This window comes from Serratia sp. N21D137 (assembly GCF_047530005.1).
Taxonomy (GTDB): Bacteria; Pseudomonadota; Gammaproteobacteria; order Enterobacterales; family Enterobacteriaceae; genus Chania; species Chania fonticola_B.
Genome location: NZ_JBLJAJ010000002.1, coordinates 88,247 through 105,195, shown reverse-complemented (window position 1 = coordinate 105,195; position 16,949 = coordinate 88,247). Strand labels below are relative to the sequence as shown.

General features: G+C 54.3%; 13 protein-coding genes. All 13 read right to left on the bottom strand.

Translation table 11 applies throughout. The features are described from left to right. Positions 1–582: 582 nt before the first annotated feature. The 13 genes from ACMV5H_RS02305 to nagE all read right to left on the bottom strand — a co-directional run bounded on the left by ACMV5H_RS02305 (position 583) and on the right by nagE (position 16,728). Positions 583–1,317: an SDR family oxidoreductase gene (locus ACMV5H_RS02305; RefSeq protein ID WP_094982659.1), complete on the bottom strand. Its 735-nt coding sequence runs from the start codon at positions 1,315–1,317 to the stop codon at positions 583–585. Positions 1,318–1,321: 4 nt separating this feature from the next. After that, complete coding sequence (locus ACMV5H_RS02300; RefSeq protein ID WP_021805305.1) at positions 1,322–1,570, bottom strand: acyl carrier protein; 249 nt, start codon at positions 1,568–1,570, stop codon at positions 1,322–1,324. Between the two features lie 17 nt (positions 1,571–1,587). Continuing rightward, positions 1,588–2,388, bottom strand: a complete 801-nt coding sequence (locus ACMV5H_RS02295) for a MaoC/PaaZ C-terminal domain-containing protein (protein ID WP_115158762.1) — start codon at positions 2,386–2,388, stop codon at positions 1,588–1,590. Positions 2,389–2,390: 2 nt separating this feature from the next. After that, positions 2,391–3,641 carry a beta-ketoacyl-[acyl-carrier-protein] synthase family protein gene (locus ACMV5H_RS02290; RefSeq protein ID WP_414821393.1) on the bottom strand — a complete coding sequence of 417 codons (1,251 nt, stop codon included), beginning with the start codon at positions 3,639–3,641 and terminating at the stop codon, positions 2,391–2,393. Beyond that, complete coding sequence (locus ACMV5H_RS02285) at positions 3,634–5,040, bottom strand: efflux transporter outer membrane subunit (RefSeq protein WP_414821392.1); 1,407 nt, start codon at positions 5,038–5,040, stop codon at positions 3,634–3,636. Before ACMV5H_RS02285 ends, ACMV5H_RS02290 begins: the two co-directional genes overlap by 8 nt. Next, a complete protein-coding gene (locus ACMV5H_RS02280) occupies positions 5,037–6,992 on the bottom strand; it encodes an ABC transporter permease (protein ID WP_414821391.1) in 1,956 nt (651 codons plus the stop codon). The genes ACMV5H_RS02285 and ACMV5H_RS02280 overlap by 4 nt, the downstream gene beginning before the upstream one ends. Beyond that, positions 6,985–8,136, bottom strand: coding sequence for an efflux RND transporter periplasmic adaptor subunit (locus tag ACMV5H_RS02275; RefSeq protein ID WP_094982727.1), 1,152 nt, complete (start codon positions 8,134–8,136; stop codon positions 6,985–6,987). The genes ACMV5H_RS02280 and ACMV5H_RS02275 overlap by 8 nt, the downstream gene beginning before the upstream one ends. Before the next feature lie 8 nt (positions 8,137–8,144). Further along, positions 8,145–10,283: a peptidase domain-containing ABC transporter gene (locus ACMV5H_RS02270; RefSeq protein WP_021805311.1), complete on the bottom strand. Its 2,139-nt coding sequence runs from the start codon at positions 10,281–10,283 to the stop codon at positions 8,145–8,147. Between the two features lie 24 nt (positions 10,284–10,307). Then, complete coding sequence (locus ACMV5H_RS02265) at positions 10,308–11,255, bottom strand: ABC transporter (RefSeq protein ID WP_209523547.1); 948 nt, start codon at positions 11,253–11,255, stop codon at positions 10,308–10,310. After that, positions 11,255–11,923, bottom strand: coding sequence for a thiol:disulfide interchange protein (locus ACMV5H_RS02260; RefSeq protein ID WP_414821390.1), 669 nt, complete (start codon positions 11,921–11,923; stop codon positions 11,255–11,257). The genes ACMV5H_RS02265 and ACMV5H_RS02260 overlap by 1 nt, the downstream gene beginning before the upstream one ends. A 208-nt stretch (positions 11,924–12,131) precedes the next feature. Then, entirely contained in the window at positions 12,132–12,320 is a 189-nt protein-coding gene (locus ACMV5H_RS02255) for a DUF4762 family protein (RefSeq protein WP_021805314.1), read from the bottom strand. Positions 12,321–12,837: 517 nt separating this feature from the next. Continuing rightward, positions 12,838–14,502, bottom strand: coding sequence for a glutamine--tRNA ligase (glnS, locus tag ACMV5H_RS02250; protein ID WP_021805315.1), 1,665 nt, complete (start codon positions 14,500–14,502; stop codon positions 12,838–12,840). Between the two features lie 192 nt (positions 14,503–14,694). Continuing rightward, a complete protein-coding gene (gene nagE / locus ACMV5H_RS02245) occupies positions 14,695–16,728 on the bottom strand; it encodes an N-acetylglucosamine-specific PTS transporter subunit IIBC (protein WP_414821389.1) in 2,034 nt (677 codons plus the stop codon). Positions 16,729–16,949: the final 221 nt, after the last annotated feature.

Sequence of the window (16,949 nt, the reverse complement as noted above, 5' to 3'; positions counted from 1 at the left end):
TGACTTTGACTTTAAAGTGCGCCCGCCTGCGTTCACCACTGCCCTGCACGGTCGCTAATATAAAAACCCTAATCGGGTAAAATTGTGCCGGGTGATAAAATTCACCTCGGCCTTGATACTGTAGCTAGACTATTTTTCGCGACGCGAATTATCAAATGAAAAGTGAGAGAGATTTGTCAAAGTATGACAAGGTGCACACATTGATGATAATTCGTTACAATAATGAGTAAGGTCACTATTTATAAATAATTCCCAATAAAATCAGATAATAAAATCTTAAAAAAGCTAATTCCCTGTGGATTGAAAGGTTTCAGCAAGCGAAAAACGCCGATTGGCGCTAAAAATGAGAGCGCTCTATAAATGATATTAATTCGCATCGCGAATATATAAGTCGAGATGATGAAAAATGACACGCAGTGATAACCAAGTTAATTCTTAGAAAAAAACAAGCGTGATCACCGCTAACAACAGCGCAAGGGAGGGTTGGTTTTAGGGATAAAGAAAGCCGAAAAGGGTGCAGCTTGTGTGCACGGGACTAGGTGCGGAAATTTGTAGGGGACGAACATGTTCGTCCCAAGTGGGTCAGGCAGTTAACCCTCCGTCGAGGATCAGGCTCTGTCCTGTCATATAACGACTGTCATCGCCGATCAGAAATACAGCCGCCCTGGCGACCTCGCTGGCCTTGCCCAAACGCCGCAGCGGGATTTGTTTGCGCAGCGCCTTCAGCGCCTCCGGTGGGATCGCGTCTGTCATCTCGCTGTGAATGATCCCCGGCAGCAGGCAATTCACCCGGATGTTAAAGCGCGCCACCTCCAACGCCAGCGACTTGGCCAGGCCTATCATCGCCGATTTACTGGCAGCGTATGCCGTCTGCCCCACATTGCCCTTGATCCCCGTTACCGAAGACATCAGTACGATAGCTCCTTCCCCCTGCCCCATCATGGCTGGCAGCAGGTGCCGGTTCCAGTAGAATACGGCATTGAGGTTAGTGTCGATCACTTGCCGCCAGCGCTCGCTAGTTTGTTGGATATGCAAACTGTCTTGGGTGATCCCTGCATTATGGATCACCGCCACAGGCGCTCCGAGGCGGATCAACAGTTCTGGTGCTACAAGGTTCACCGCCTGCTCATCACTGCCATCGCAAACAACGCTTTCCACCCAGCCAGGCAAGCCGGCACAGGCCTCAATCACCTCGGCTGAGGGCGATCGATCGCTACGGCAGGTCAGCACCACGTTCCACCGTTTGGCCAACTCTTCCACCAGCGCGCGGCCAATCCCCCGGCTACCGCCGGTCACTAAAACCCATTGTCTGGTCATAGGCTTATTTATGCTGTTCGGCCAGAGATTGGCACAGTTCACCCAGTGTCATATTGGGTTTATCGATAAACATTTCGGCACTCAACGTGGCGCCAAATTCACGCTTGGCCAGCACCATCAGTTCGACGTAATCCAGGCTATCGAGTTTTAGCTGATGCAAGGGCATCTCTGGCGAGAGGTCGTCCATCTCGAGATCTTTGGCGTCACAGATCATTTCGCTGACGGTGAGGTAAATTTGTTGGTACTTTTCCATGGTATATCCTTATGTTTTTAACTGGCCAACGGCCAGGTTTTCAAGGTGACTGCCGTTGTTATCAGCGGTTGCGACAGCGTGTTAGCCTGGATCTCCGCCCGTAACACCCAGCCGCTGTGTTTATCCCCCATGATCAACATTGGCGAAATCTGGTAGTACAGCCGCTCGGCAAGGTGAAAATGGGGATCGGGAGTAAAAAGCTGGGCGCTAAAGTGGGTCTCATGGTGTGTCTGCACCACCGGGATCTGCGCGAACACGTCGAGCAGCGTCTCGGCAGCCAGTTCGGGAAACGCTGCGCTCAGCGTCGCCAGCGTTGCCGGCGATTGCACCAACAGCTGAAATAACAGCGCATCAAAGAACCCCCAAGTCTGAGTGATATCCGAGACCTCTCCGGGAAATCGGCGGGCTAATGCCATCACTTCAGCCATCGTCAGCGAGTGTTCCTTCACGCCAACACTCAATGGCAAGAGTGGTGCCGAAGTCAGCGTGCTGCTAAAACAGCGTTCCTGCTTGGTACTGTCCAGCAACGTACCGGTCACCGAGCTTCCCTTGCTGGCTATCTGCAACTGATAGGACGTCTGGCACAACACTGGCTGGCGCAAACGTGCGCGGAAGGTATAGCCATCCTGATCCGGCGCTGCAGCCAGCAGGGCTGTGCTCAGGTGGCGTTTCATATCCAGCATCGCACGCATCCCATGTACGCTCAGCTTCGCCACACCGATTTTGCGCGCCTGTTGCAGATCAAAATGGATCGGATTGTAATCGCCAGAAAATGCGGCCCAGGCTTCAGCATCTTGCACGGTATAAGTGAGGTCCATGCTCATGCCTGCCCGATGACCAAGGCCGCATTGGCACCGCCAAAACCAAAGCTCAGATTCAGCGTATTTTGTAACGCTGCAGAGCGATGCCCCTCACCGATGTAATCCAGATCGCATTGTGGATCGGCATTCGTCAGGTGACAGGTCGCGGGCATCACCTGATGCTGCATGGCTTGCAGGCAAATAATGGATTCAAAACTGCCCGCCGCCGCAATCAGATGCCCGGAGTAAGATTTGGTGCTGGAAAGCGGTGTGCTAAAAGCGGCTTCACCGAAGGCCAGTTTGATGGCCTGTGTTTCGTTCAGATCGTTGAGCGGCGTAGAAGTGCCATGCGCATTGATATAGTCGATATCCGCCGCCGCCAATCCCGCCTGATCCAATGCTCGCGCGATAGTCTTGACCCGGGCAAGCTTGTCTTCGGCGGGGGCAGTAAAATCGACGGCATCGGAATAATTACCGTAACCTTTGATTTCGCCAAGGATAGTTGCCCCGCGAGCCAGCGCGGCTTCCCGCTCCTCCAGGCACAAAACGGCCGCCCCTTCGGATAGCACAAAACCGTTGCGATCCAGGCTGAACGGGCAGCAGGCCTTGCGGATATCTTCCTGCTCGCTCGCCAACGCACGAAGGATGTCGATGTTCCACACTGCGGCATCGGTACGCAGCGACTCCCCGGCCCCGGCAAGCATCATGGAGGCGCGACCACTGCGGATCACCTCAAAAGCATCACCGATGGCGATCGTCCCGGTCGCACAGGCCGCAATCGGGCTGTTTTGATAACCGCGCAGGCCCCAGAACAGGCTGCACGCCGCCGTAGCCGCATTCGGCATCGACAGGAAACAGCCAAACGGTGACCCCAAACCCGTGCGCAGATAGCCTTCATAATTCATATGGGTTTCATCCTGCCCCGCCCAGCCGCTGCCCATAATCGTGCCGCACTCCAGCAGATCGTAATGGGCCGCCGGGCTGTCGCCCTGAAACGCCATGCCCATAGCCTCACGGGCCGCTGCCAACACCAGCCGGGCAAAACGCGGCAGACGGCGACGGATCGCCGCAGGAACCCCTTTCAAGCTAGGCTCCTCGTCGATCACCCCCAGAAAACGCGACTGGATCCCGACGCTGGATTTATCGTAATAACGGTAACCTAGCTGATAATCCATGATCGCCGCCCAGCTTTGCGCTGCATTCATTCCCAGCGGCGTCACCGCCCCGTAACCGGTGACCACCACTCGGCGCGGCATTAAACCTTTATTCATGATTTCCCCTTTCCCTGTCATTGTCTTTTGTCACACCGCCGCCCAGTGCCAGCCAGAGTTTCATGGTGGCATTGAGGTAACCGTACTGCAGATCCGCCAGATTATTTTCAATGGTCAGCAGGGCATCTTCTGCATCCAGCAGAGTCTGGAAAGAAACGGCTCCCGCCTGGTATTGGCTAGTCGCCAGCGCTAAACGCTGCTGGCCTAGCTGCAGATTCTGCTGCTGGTTTTTTCTTTGCTGCTGATAGCCAAGCCGCTGCGTCATGGCGTTATCCACATCGGATAAGGCGCTGTAGACCGTGCTGCGAAACACAATCGCCGCCTGCCTGACATCCAGATCCGACTTTTCGATGGTCAGTTGTACGGTGTTCCATTCCACAAACGGTAAGGCAGCGTTAGCGCCCAGTGTTCTGGCCGGGTTACTGAACCACTGCTGGAAAACATGACTGGCAGCCCCGAGTGAAGCACTCAGCGAAAGCGTCGGATAAAAGCCCAGGCGGGCCACATCCGAACCTGCCAACGCCGCGCGCAGCTGGCTTTCCGCCGCTTTCACATCCGGGCGGCGGGCGATAACCTCAACCGGCAGCATCTTGGCTATCGGTACATCCTGGTGGGTGTCCAGAGAAGATCGCTCTACCTGACGATCGGTGGGCGAACGGTTGAACAGGATGGCCAACGCGTTGCGGGCCTCCTCGCGCTGTTGTTGCAACAGGCGCAGACGGTTTTCACGCTCGAGCACCGATTGCTGCGCCTGCAATACATCAAGTTGCCCAGCCGCGCCTGCTGCGTAACGGGACTGCACCATGTCGAGCGTCTGCTTACTGATTTGCAGCCCGGTTTGCTGTTGCGTGATCTGCTGATTGAAGCTGGCGATCTGCCAGTAATAGCGCGCGGTATCACCGATCAATATCAGCGCGGTGTTTTGCCGATCCTGCTCCGAGGCCTCAACCTGCCACTGAGCCTGCTCTCTGGCCCGCGCCAGCTTGCCCCACAAATCCAGTTCATAGCTCAGATCCAGCGAGGTGCGGTAAGACTCCGTCGGGGTGGTATTGCTGCGCAGGTTTTTTTCATTGCTTGCGCCGCCGCTAACCACCACGTCCGGCGTCAGGTTGGTATTCGTTAACCCCGCAGCCAGCCGCGCCTGCTGTAGCTGCAATCCGGCAATCGCCAGATCGTTGTTACTGGTCAGCACCCGACCAATCAGTGTCGAGAGCTGTGGATCGTCAAAGCTGTCCCACCAGCGTTGGCTGTGCTGTAAATAACCTGCCCCGCTCTCCTGCTGCCGCCATTCGGAGGGCACAGAAAGCATGGGTTGCTGATAGTCGCTTTTGACTAATGAGCCACACCCCGTCAGCAACAAGGGGAATAGCAGTGTCCAGGGAAGTTTGCCCATCATCATTCGCGTGCCAGCGCCTCCGTAGGGTGAAGGCGCGCTGCATTACGCGCTGGGAAAAAGCCAAACCCCAGGCCGATCAGCGCCGAGAATCCGCAGGCCAGCACCATCGGTGGCCAGGTAAAGATCATGGAAAACTCCTGCGTTACCCAGGAGAAAATCACCCCGGCCAGCCCGGCACCGATAATGCCAATCAGCCCGCCCAGCGCGCAGATCACCATCGCTTCGATCAGGAACTGGCGCATAATATCCGCAGGACGCGCCCCAACCGACAGGCGGATGCCGATCTCATGGGTTCGTTCCGTCACGGAGACCAGCATGATATTCATCACGCCAACGCCCCCCACCAGCAGGGAAATTCCGGCGATGGCGGTGATTAGCAGCGTCATGGAGTCCGACGCCTTGCGGATGGCCTGCGTCATCTGGTCATTGGTCTGGGTGAAAAAGTCACGCTGGCCATGCGCCTGCTCCAGTAATGCTTCTACCCGGCCTTGCACCTCACGCAATGAAATGCCGTCATTGACCCGCAGGGTTATCGATTCGATCGGCATATTGCCGGACATCCGCTCCAGCAACGCGGTGTAAGGCATCCACGCCCCAAGCATCATGCCGCTGAACTTGCCGCCTTTACGCTCGGCAATACCGATCACCCGGTAAGGCGTCCCCGCCAACTGGATGATCTCCCCCTCGGGCAACTCATCTGGCTCAAACAGCGTGGCGCGCAGTTCTGGATCGATGATCACCACCGGCTCACGCTCGTCCAGATCGCGCCCGGTAAAGCCGTTGCCGGAGAGGAAATGCAGGCCCTGCACGCGAAAATACGCGTTGCTGATGCCGGAAATCGACACCATGGCCTGCTTGCCTCCACGTACCGCTTTTACCGTATTGCTGACCAACGGCGACACGCTATCGACATAAGGTTGCTCCGCCAGCAGTTCGACATCGGCCACCGTGAGCGCCCGCGCAAAATCGGGGCGGAGATTATCCCAGCCCAGTCCCGGCCGGATCTCCAGCGTACTGGTGCCCAGCTGGCTGATTTCATTGAGAATACTTTGCCTAGCCCCTTCCCCGACCGCCATGGATGACACCACCGAAGAGATACCGATGATGATACCCAGCATCGACAGAAAGGCCCGGGCGCGGTGCCCCAACAAGGCCCGCCAGGCCATCTTGACGGCCTCTTTCACGCTTTGCCAAAACCTTGTACGGCCAGTAGCCACCGCAACCGGCAGCGCTGGCGGGGCCTCCAACGGCGCGACGGCATGATTGGCCTTGTCGGAAATAATCTCACCGTCGCTGATTTCAATGATGCGCTGTGCCTGGTTGGCGATATCACGATCATGGGTCACGATAATCAGAGTGTGTCCTGCCTGGTGCAGCGCGTGCAGGATCCCCATTAACTCCTGGCCGCTGGCACGATCGAGCGCCCCCGTCGGTTCGTCAGCCAGAATGATTTCCGCCCCGTTCATCAGTGCCCGGGCAATACTGACCCGCTGTTGCTGGCCACCGGAAAGCTGGGCCGGTTTGTAATGGATACGCTGCTGCAACCCAAGCCGGGTCAGTAAATACTCGGCCCGTTGCTGACGTTCAGCCGTCGGCATCGCCGTATACAGAGCCGGGATGGCGACGTTTTCAGCGGCGCTGAGGTACGGCATCAGATGATAGCGCTGGAAAATAAATCCAATGTACTGGCTGCGTAATTGAGCCAACTGTTCGCTACTGGCCTGGGGGGTGGAAATACCCTTGATGGACATTTCCCCCTGCGTCGGCTTATCCAGGCAGCCGATAATATTCATCAGCGTGGATTTCCCCGAGCCGGAAGCGCCAATGATCGCCACCATTTCACCCCGCTGAATGGTGAGTGAGATAGATTTCAACACCGCCACCGTCTGCAATCCGGACACAAAATGGCGGGATACGCCGCGCAGGGCGATCACAGGCTCATTATGTTCAGCCATGATGATCGCTTCCCGTCACCGAGGAGCTCAACACCACGCGATCTCCCTCGTTGAGCCCTTCTTTGACTTCGGCAAACTGCCGGTCATTAAGCCCAATACGGACCCAACGTAGCTCAAGCTGCTTGCCATTCATCACCTGCACCTGATAGCGGTCTGCATCCCGCTGTGCACCAAAGGCGGCAACCGGCACTCGCAGGATATTCCTGGCCTGTTCGGTGATGATAAACACCTGGGCAGTCATTGAGGTTCGTAGCAAACGCTGGGCGTTGGCGATCACAAATACGCCGTTGTAATACACCGCAGAGGCTTGTTGGCTGGAGGACGTCGCGAGGCTGTCGTCCAGCAAGGCCTCGCCAGGCGCTTCCTGGATCGATCCCATCACACTCTCATAGCGCTTTTTCGGATCGGCAACCACGTAAAACCACAGTGGCTGCCCAACGCGAACCTTGAGGATGTCCGTTTCTGAAATACGGGTATGCACTGACATGGTATCGACATCCGCCAACACCAAAATGGTGGGTACGGTTTGAGAAGAGACAATGGTTTGCCCCTCTTTGGTGACAATCCCCAACACTTCACCATCAATCGGCGCGACAATGCGGGTAAAGCCCAGGTTGGCGCGGGCCGTTTCCAGCTCCATCTGCGCTTGAACGATTTGGGCATCATTCACCTTTAGCTGGGCGACCTGCGTCTGGAGCTGGGCCTGGGCTTTCTGCAACTCACTTTTTATGCCAGAGCCTTCGCGATCCATTCTGCGCTGCCGGGTCAGTTCCTGCTGATACTGTTTAAGCATCGCCTGAGTGACCTGTTTCTGCGCCTGCGCGCTTTGTAATGCCGCTTCTGATTTACGCAGCGCATTCTGCTGCAACGTAGGATCAATCTCCGCCAACAGTTGCCCGCGAGTGACGCGATCCCCCTGTTTCACATACAGCTTTTGCAGTTGCCCGTTGACCTGCGCCCCGACGCTGACTTGCAGCAACGGTTTAAGTACCCCGGTAGCCAGCACCGTTTTCTCAATGTCACCACGGGTAATTTCGGCAGTATTGAGGGCACCCTCTGATGTTGGCGTCATGAAATACCAGACAACCGCACCGCTCAATGCGGCCAATGCCAACACCACCATCAGCAACTTCGTCCCTGTCATTTTAATTTTCATGAGTATGCTGCCGCTGTCAGGTCTGGTTGCGATGCGAACAGGGTATCAACCTGCGCCATCCCCCCATTGTCCATGCGATAAACCCGATCAAACATCGACAGCACGCTTTCGCTGTGTGTCACGGTGATCAGCGTTTTTTGATGTTCACGGCAATGGGCAAGCAAGGTCGTCATCACCTGATGCGCCGTATTTTCATCCAGGTTGGCCGTGGGTTCATCCAGCACCAGCACCGGGCAATTGCTGTACATTGCCCGTGCCAATAACAGGCGTTGGCGCTGCCCCAGGGACAACCCGGCATGGCTTTCACGGATCAGGGCGTTGAGGCCACCCGGCAGTTTTTCAACGACCGAGTGCAGATTCAGCCCCTCAAGGGAACGTTTAATCCGCTGGTGTTGATGCTCATCCACGTTCTCATCAAACAGCGTGATGTTCTCTAGCACCGAGGCATTGAACAAAATATCTTCCTGACTTTGCAGGAAGAACAAGGTGTGTAGCTGCCGATAATCGACCGGTTGACCATCGACCACCACCTCACCTTGCTGCGGAGCCATCAGGCCGGTCATCACTTTCAGCAGCGTGCTTTTGCCCGTCCCCGACTCACCGACAATGGCAATCCGTTGGCCGGGTTGCAGCGATATCGACAAATCATGCAGCACCGGCAACTGGGCATCGTAGGCAAAGACAATATGGCGAAAACTCAACCGAGAGCTGAACTGCGGGAGCGTTTTAGGTGCCGCTTCATGCTCTGAACTGGAAGGAAACAGATCCCGCGCACGGGTATCAATGACGTGCAGCTGGTTCTTTTGCAAAATGGCGTAGAATATTTTGGTGATATACGAGGTGAAAATCTCCCGCACAAAACTGTAGGCAAAAAACTCCCCCAGCGTCAGGACCCCCTTTTTCAACAATGGCAACGCCAGCAGCATGAAAAACACCATCTCCAGGCTGCCGATCAGCTGATACAGGCTGCTTTTGACCTGCTCATAGATCCTCTGCTGCTGCTGGCAGGTAAACAGAGACAGCGCGTAGCGGGCAAACACGCTTTTGCGCTGGCTGTCCAGCCCAGCGGATTTGATGGTGGAAAAACCCTGAATGCTTTCCAGAATAAAATCGCTTTGCTCCGCCGTTTTTACCTGCAACTGCTGGGTGTAATAGCGATCGCGATAGATGGCCCAGATGCTGATCAATCCCATTAGCGTCACGCCAACGCCAGAGACCATCGCCAGCAGCGGGCTCATGTAACACATGACGCCTAACGCGATAGCGCCGATAATCCAATCGGTACGCAGGCCGTTATCCAGCTCAATCTTGATGCCGGACGCAAGCTGCCAGTTGGAAAAGCGGCTGAACACGTCGCCCGGTGCGCGTTTGGCAAAGAAGTTGAGCGAATTACCGAGTAACCGCGAGAAACCGGCAACGCTGTTGACCACCACAAAGCGTTTGATAAACCGCTCCGTAACCCAACGCACGGCGAAGGCCAGCAGGGTAGAAACAAAAAACGCCAGCAGGAAATAGAAATACGGGAAGTCGGCGTCACCCGCCGAGGAGTAAACCTGATTGATGGCGCTGCCTACCATCGTCGGCATGATGAACAGGGTTAAGGAAATCAGAAAGGCCAGCACCATCAGCCGATAGATACCCGGCATCCTGGCGGTCTCTTTCAGGCTCATGCACTCCAGGGCTTTAAAACCCGTACTGCGCTTTTTATCAGCCTGTGCCTTTGGGTCGGGTTGTCTTTCACTGTCCAGCACCAGCGCGTAGCCGCTGATTTCCAGTTTTAATGCATCGATGGGCAACAGCTGCTGGCCTATCGCAGGGTTCATCACGCAGACATAGTTGCCTTGGCGGTACGCCAGCAGCACATAGTGGCTGGCACCATAGTGTAAAATGGCAGGCAGGGGCAGCTCCGCCAGCTCCCCATGGTCGAAAATCACCGGGTAAGCGGGTATGGCCAGCTCAGAGAGAATGGTACATAACGTGGTCAACGAGGTGCCATGCTGCGACGCTGGATAGCGTTCACGCAAGTTCTCCAGCGGGGCATCGATGCCCTGCGTCTGCGCCAGCATGGCGATGCAGGCCAACCCACACTCATTGGTTTCACCTTGAAAAACCTGCGTCGGGATTATCTTTTCCATGATCTGACTTCTTCAATTTCCAGATTATTCATTGATAAAAAATAACGAATGCGAGTGCCATAACAGCCAGTCTTCAGGATGCCGAGCTATCGACGCTTCAATGATTTCCGGCAGCCTGGCCTTCAGGCTGCGAGCCTGCACCGGTGGCTCAATATGGATTTTGAGTTCCTGGTCGTAATACAGGTAATAAAAAACCACCTGCGCCGATAACGCCCGGGCAATGCGTATCACTCCGCTGTGCAGATTGGCAGGGCGATCAAAAAGCCGACAAGGTAGTTTTGCCGTTGCCGCCGTATTGGCATTGACGGTGTAATCAGGGGTGATATCAGGGAAGATCATGATGTTGCGCCGATGATCCGCGGCCTCCATGATCGCCGCCATCAGGTTGCCGGCAATTTCCCGGCTATCGTCATGGATCGAACAATAAGCAAGATTGACCTTCCCTAGCTGGCGGACTTGTTCCTGATAGATTTCCACACTGCTGGAAACGATCACCGTTGCCTGACCAGGGAAAGCCGCCCCCCCAACCATCCCGGCCAACACATCGGAAACCATATGCAACGGAGCTAGCACCACCGGCGAACCGGCTTGATGCAAAGGCTCCACCACGGCATTCAACTGCGCTTTACAACGCTCCATCTGAGCCTGTATCTGTGGGCTTTGCCCATAGGTAGCCGCCAGATCCAATAGCCGCCGACGATAGCTCATCCCGGCAAAATCCAATTTACGGCCATCGCCAAGCAAGCACTGCTTATTGGCGGCGGCCACAAAAGCACGCCTACGCTCCCCTCGGTCTCCCAGCCGCAACCTTCTGCCCCACGCCGCCAGCACCAGAAACCAACGATAATCACCGTGCTGCAATAACCAACAGACGGCACCTCTCTGTGCTTTGCGCAAAGGTGCCAGACTACGCATCAGCGTTGCCAGGCTATTTCGCCATGCCAGATAGGCCCATACAGCAAAGAAACGCATTAGGGCTCCAGCGGTTTGTCATGCTGTAACAGCGACAACAGGTGATCAGCAAACGCTGGGAACTCACGATCCTGCAGTGCCAACCATTTCCTGTTGACGATAAAGCTCGGCGTTGCGTCTATGTTGTAATAGCGGGAGACCTCGGTCATATAGCTCAGCAAGGCTTTCACCTGCGGGGTCTGGCTAACACGGGCGTACTCCGCGGGATCGATATTTTGCTCCTGCAGCCAGATATCACGATTTTTAGGGTTACTCAGATCGACCTTGTCCCGGATAATTGCGTCATAGGCGCTTTGACGGTGCTGCGGTTCAATGCCCATTACCGTTAACGTCGCAAACAACGAGGAAAAACTGGCCAAACCATTCATCTGCTCGTTATTGATATGCAAACGGACCAACTTGCTCCCGGCAGGCATCCGCGCTTCCAGCTTATCCAGGTTTTCTTCATTCAGGGCGCAGTAGTGGCAGCCATAAGAGAAGAGTTCGATAAGGGTATTGCCTTCTTTGATCGGACTATTATTAACCTTATTATTATCGAAAGCGATCAGGCTTTGCTGATCGTCACTAGTATTCAATACAAAATAGTGAAAATAGGCTGTCGTCATAAGTGATGAAACAATAATAACCACTAACGTATACAGGGTAATAAACAGAGGGGTTCTGAACATAAAAACTCGTCCTAAAAAGGCCTGCTAATTAGCTTTATCGTTGCGAAACAGGCTGACACGAAAAAGTCGCATCAGCACTGAAGTAAACGCTGAATAAGGGTCCACGTTACCCGCCCTTACTGGACACAGGCTTGAGCGTAACTCGGACTCAATAACCCTCTATTCAAGGGTAGTAAGGACGGTGGCAGCAGGAAACCTTTACTCAGTATTACTGCTCAATAATACCGCAATTGGCCAGCGCAGTAGGTTTAGAGTCCTGGCTGATGACTTTACCGGTTTTGTCGGTACAGGTTGTTACCATATTGCACTTGAAACCAGAGGCGACATATTTGGTCGTACAGGTTTTACAGGTACCGCCGACGATTGAGTTGGCTTGAGAAACAGTAAGCTTTTTCACAACATAATCCTTATATAGTGAGTATAAATCAGCCTTGGCATTATCTATCTTGATAGAAAATAACCATGCTTAGTATAAAGACACAATGAAATATGCCTTTATTAAAGCATGCTGATTATTATTTACCACCCTGTATTTCGGGCAAGAATAGCCGATCAACTAACGCAGATCAATAAGTTTATGGCTAATACGCAGAGCGCAAAAATATAAGTATAAGTGGTCGCAACCTTTCGTTATTTCGATATTTAGTAATAGGAATAAGCCAAGGTGAGCGACTCAAAATTTACGCAAAATAAAATGCAGGCCAGATAAATCCCGCGAGTTTATTACCCTGATTTTATTATGGGCTTATAGTGACAGTTAACAGCACGCAGGCCAAATGACCAAAATCAGGGACAGTCAGCGGGAAGGGAAACGACATGAGGGTAGCATTCAAAGCAAAACAGAAGATGTCTCTTGACCAGAAGATCCGATCAAGAGACAAACAGGCAAGGAAACACGCTAGGCTTGGCTAAGCTTAAGCGCCAATCTTGGCCCAGGTGTCACGCAGGCCTACGGTGCGGTTAAACACCAAACGATCGGCCGTAGAATGGCGGCTGTCGGCGCAGAAATAGCCTTCACGCTCGAACTGGTAGGCTTTCTCCGGCTGGGCAGTTGCCAGGCTTGGCTCAACAAAGCCTTGCTTGATAATCAGCGATTCCGGGTTGATGGTGGCGAGGAAGTCCTCTGCCGCCGCCGGGTTAGCCACGCTGAACAGACGATCGTACAGGCGAATTTCTGCCGGTAAGGCGTGTGCAGCAGACACCCAGTGGATCACGCCTTTCACCTTGCGGCCATCGGCAGGATCTTTGCTCAGCGTATCGGGATCGTAGGTGCAGAAAATGGTGGTGATTTCACCCTCTGCATCCTTCTCTACGCGTTCAGCCTTGATCACATACGCATTGCGCAGGCGCACTTCTTTGCCCAGCACCAGACGTTTGTACTGCTTGTTGGCTTCTTCACGGAAGTCTGCACGATCGATATACACTTCGCGGCTGAACGGCACTTCACGGCTGCCCATCTCCGGCTGGTTCGGGTGATTAGGCATGGTCACCATTTCCACGTCTTGCGACATGTTCTCGATGATCACCTTCACCGGATCCAGCACGGCCATGGCGCGCGGTGCGTGCTCATTCAGATCGTCACGAATACAGGACTCCAGCGCCATCATCTCGACGTTATTATCCTGTTTGGTGACGCCGATACGCTGGCAGAACTCGCGAATAGAGGCGGCCGTATAGCCACGACGACGCAGGCCGGACACGGTTGGCATACGTGGGTCATCCCAGCCTTCAACGATCTTCTCGGTCACCAGCTGGCTCAGCTTACGCTTGGACATGATGGCGTATTCGAGATTCAGGCGTGAGAACTCGTACTGACGCGGATGACAAGGGATGGTGATGTTATCCAGCACCCAGTCGTACAGACGGCGGTTATCCTGGAACTCCAGGGTACACAGCGAATGGGTGATCCCTTCCAGCGCATCGGAAATGCAGTGGGTGAAATCGTACATCGGATAGATGCACCATTTGTTCCCGGTCTGGTGGTGTTCCGCAAACTTGATGCGGTAGATCACCGGATCGCGCATCACGATAAACGGCGAGGCCATATCGATCTTGGCGCGCAGGCAAGCGGTACCCTCGGCAAACTCGCCGTTACGCATCTTCTCAAACAGCGCCAGGTTCTCTTCAACCGTGCGGGTACGGTACGGGCTGTCTTTGCCCGGAGCCGTCAGCGAGCCACGGTATTCACGGATCTGCTCGGGAGAAAGCTCGTCAACATAGGCCAGGCCTTTGTTGATCAGCTCAACCGCATACTGGTGCAGTTGATCGAAATAGTCCGAGGAATAACGAACGTCGCCGCTCCAGGTAAAGCCTAACCACTCCACATCGTGCTTGATGGAGTCGACAAATTCGATGTCTTCTTTTACCGGGTTGGTGTCATCGAAACGCAGGTTACATTGGCCCTGATAATCCTTGGCGATGCCAAAGTTCAGGCAAATGGACTTGGCATGGCCGATATGCAGATAGCCATTAGGCTCCGGTGGGAAACGTGTATGAACCGACGTATGCTTCCCTGATGCCAGATCTTCATCAATGATCTGACGGATAAAATTGGTTGGGCGGGCTTCTGCCTCACTCATGTCACTATTCCTCAAATGCAAAGCGCTACACATATAACCTTCTATGTTCCAATAAGCCGCGCCCAGAAACAACCGTTATTCGTCAAGTTCCCGTGCTGCAAAAACAAAAAAAGCGGGAAAAGATCGCTCTTTTCCCGCTGATACTGCTTACCGCCCGTTTAACGCCCGGGCGGAGCCAGGGTTAAACCCAACTTATTTCTGGATCTCAAACAACTTGGTTTGACCAGCAACCACATTGCCGGTTGCCAGCGCCGTCAGGCCAGCATAGTCGTCAGCATTGCTGACCACTACCGGGCTGATCATCGAGCGCGCGTTGGCGTTCAGGTATTCCAGATCCATTTCCAGGATAGGTTGGCCTGCTTTCACCTCAGCACCCTCTTCCACCAGGCGTTTGAAGCCCTGACCGTTCAGCGCCACGGTGTCGATACCCATGTGCACGACGATCTCCGCGCCCTTGTCTGTTTCCAGGCAGAAAGCGTGGTTGGTGTTGAAGATTTTCACCACGGTGCCATCAGCTGGCGCCACGACGGTTTTATCGGTTGGGCGAATAGCCACACCGTCACCGACCGCTTTGCTGGCGAAGGCTTCGTCCGGCACCTGATCCAGAGCCACCACTTCACCGGTTACCGGCGCCACCAGCGCTTCCAACACGGTTTTAGCAACGTTAGGAACGGCCTGCGGTTTAACTTCTGCCGCAGCGGCTGCGGCGGCTGGAGCAGAGGCTGCCGCTATCGGGCCTGCTGCAATCACTTTAGTCATCGCACTGGCAATCAGTTCGGCACGAGTCCCGACAATCACCTGCACGCTTTGCTTGTTCAGACGGATCACGCCAGAAGCACCCAGGCGTTTAGCCAGAGCATCGTTCACCAACGCAGAATCTTTGACGTTCAAACGCAGACGGGTGATACAGGCATCGATCCCGGTCAGGTTGTCAGAACCCCCGATGGCGCTCACATAGCGACGAGCCAGGGTAGTGGTTTCATCTTCGTTTTTACCCGCAGCGGTATCCACGTCATAACCGTCGGTTTCGTCACCGGCAACCGCCAGTTCACGGCCTGGGGTCATCAGGTTGAATTTTTTGATGGTGAAGCGGAACACCACGTAGTAAATAGCGAAGAACACCAGGCCTTGCGGGATCAGCATGTACCAGTGAGTCGCCAGTGGGTTACGCGTTGACAACGCCATATCCACCAGACCGGCACTGAAGCCAAAACCGGCAATCCACTGCATGCTGGCCGCGATGAACACGGAGATACCGGTCAGAATGGCGTGGATCACATACAGCACAGGCGCAACGAACATGAAGGAGAATTCCAGCGGCTCGGTGATCCCGGTGAAGAAGGCAGCAAACGCCCCCGCCATCATGATACCCAACACTTTCGCTTTGTTCTCAGGACGCGCGCAGTGGTAGATGGCCAGTGCTGCACCAGGCAGACCGAACATCATGATTGGGAAGAAGCCTGCCTGGTAACGGCCGGTGATACCGACAGTCGCTTTACCCGCTTCGATAGACTGCGAGCCACCCAGGAAGTTAGGAATATCGTTAATACCAGCAACGTCAAACCAGAATACCGAGTTCAGCGCATGGTGCAGACCGACCGGAATCAACAGACGGTTGAAGAAAGCGTAGATACCGGCACCGGCAGAGCCGAGCTTTTGGATCTGTTCACCGAAGCTGACCAGACCGTTGAACACCACCGGCCAGATGTACATCAGGATGAAGGCAACCAGGATCATCAGGAAGGAGATCAGGATTGGCACCAGACGGCGGCCGCTGAAGAATGACAGCGCTTTCGGCAGTTCAACACCGCTGAAACGGTTGTAGACTTCGGCAGAAATGATACCCACCAGGATACCCACGAACTGGTTCTCAATTTTGCCAAAGGCGGCTGGAACCTGATCGAGAGGGATCTTCTGAATCATTGACACGGCGGCAGGTGAACACAGCGTGGTCACTACCAGGAAGCCGACAAAACCGGTCAGTGCAGCAGCACCGTCTTTGTCTTTGGACATACCGTAAGCCACACCAATGGCGAACAGGACCGACATATGATCGATAATGGCCGCACCAGATTTGATGAACAAGGCTGCCAGAGCATTGTCCCCACCCCAGCTAACCGGGTCAATCCAGTAGCCGACACCCATCAGGATGGCCGCGGCAGGCAGTGTGGCTACCGGAACCATCAAGGCCCGACCCACCTTTTGTAAATAACTAAGAATGTTCACCTTTTCCCCCTATTCGTCCGATGCCGGACCCTATTGGCAGTTTATTGAGATAACTCACTACCTTTTTAGAAATAACGCTTGGCACGTATCACTCATGCGGAGTGTAAAAAAATTATTTCGTATCGCAAATTAAAACCTCCTTTTTTGTGACAAATGTCACCAAAAAGTAGTGTTAAACCGCCACATTGCTAGCCATCGCACAAAACTTATTTTATCATTCA

Coding starts and splice junctions, on each gene's coding strand:
- ACMV5H_RS02305 (WP_094982659.1), bottom strand. CDS start 1,317: ATGACCAGACAATGGGTTTTAGTGACCGGCGGTAGCCGGGGGATTGGC.
- ACMV5H_RS02300 (WP_021805305.1), bottom strand. CDS start 1,570: ATGGAAAAGTACCAACAAATTTACCTCACCGTCAGCGAAATGATCTGT.
- ACMV5H_RS02295 (WP_115158762.1), bottom strand. CDS start 2,388: ATGGACCTCACTTATACCGTGCAAGATGCTGAAGCCTGGGCCGCATTT.
- ACMV5H_RS02290 (WP_414821393.1), bottom strand. CDS start 3,641: ATGAATAAAGGTTTAATGCCGCGCCGAGTGGTGGTCACCGGTTACGGG.
- ACMV5H_RS02285 (WP_414821392.1), bottom strand. CDS start 5,040: ATGATGATGGGCAAACTTCCCTGGACACTGCTATTCCCCTTGTTGCTG.
- ACMV5H_RS02280 (WP_414821391.1), bottom strand. CDS start 6,992: ATGGCTGAACATAATGAGCCTGTGATCGCCCTGCGCGGCGTATCCCGC.
- ACMV5H_RS02275 (WP_094982727.1), bottom strand. CDS start 8,136: ATGACAGGGACGAAGTTGCTGATGGTGGTGTTGGCATTGGCCGCATTG.
- ACMV5H_RS02270 (WP_021805311.1), bottom strand. CDS start 10,283: ATGGAAAAGATAATCCCGACGCAGGTTTTTCAAGGTGAAACCAATGAG.
- ACMV5H_RS02265 (WP_209523547.1), bottom strand. CDS start 11,255: ATGCGTTTCTTTGCTGTATGGGCCTATCTGGCATGGCGAAATAGCCTG.
- ACMV5H_RS02260 (WP_414821390.1), bottom strand. CDS start 11,923: ATGTTCAGAACCCCTCTGTTTATTACCCTGTATACGTTAGTGGTTATT.
- glnS (WP_021805315.1), bottom strand. CDS start 14,502: ATGAGTGAGGCAGAAGCCCGCCCAACCAATTTTATCCGTCAGATCATT.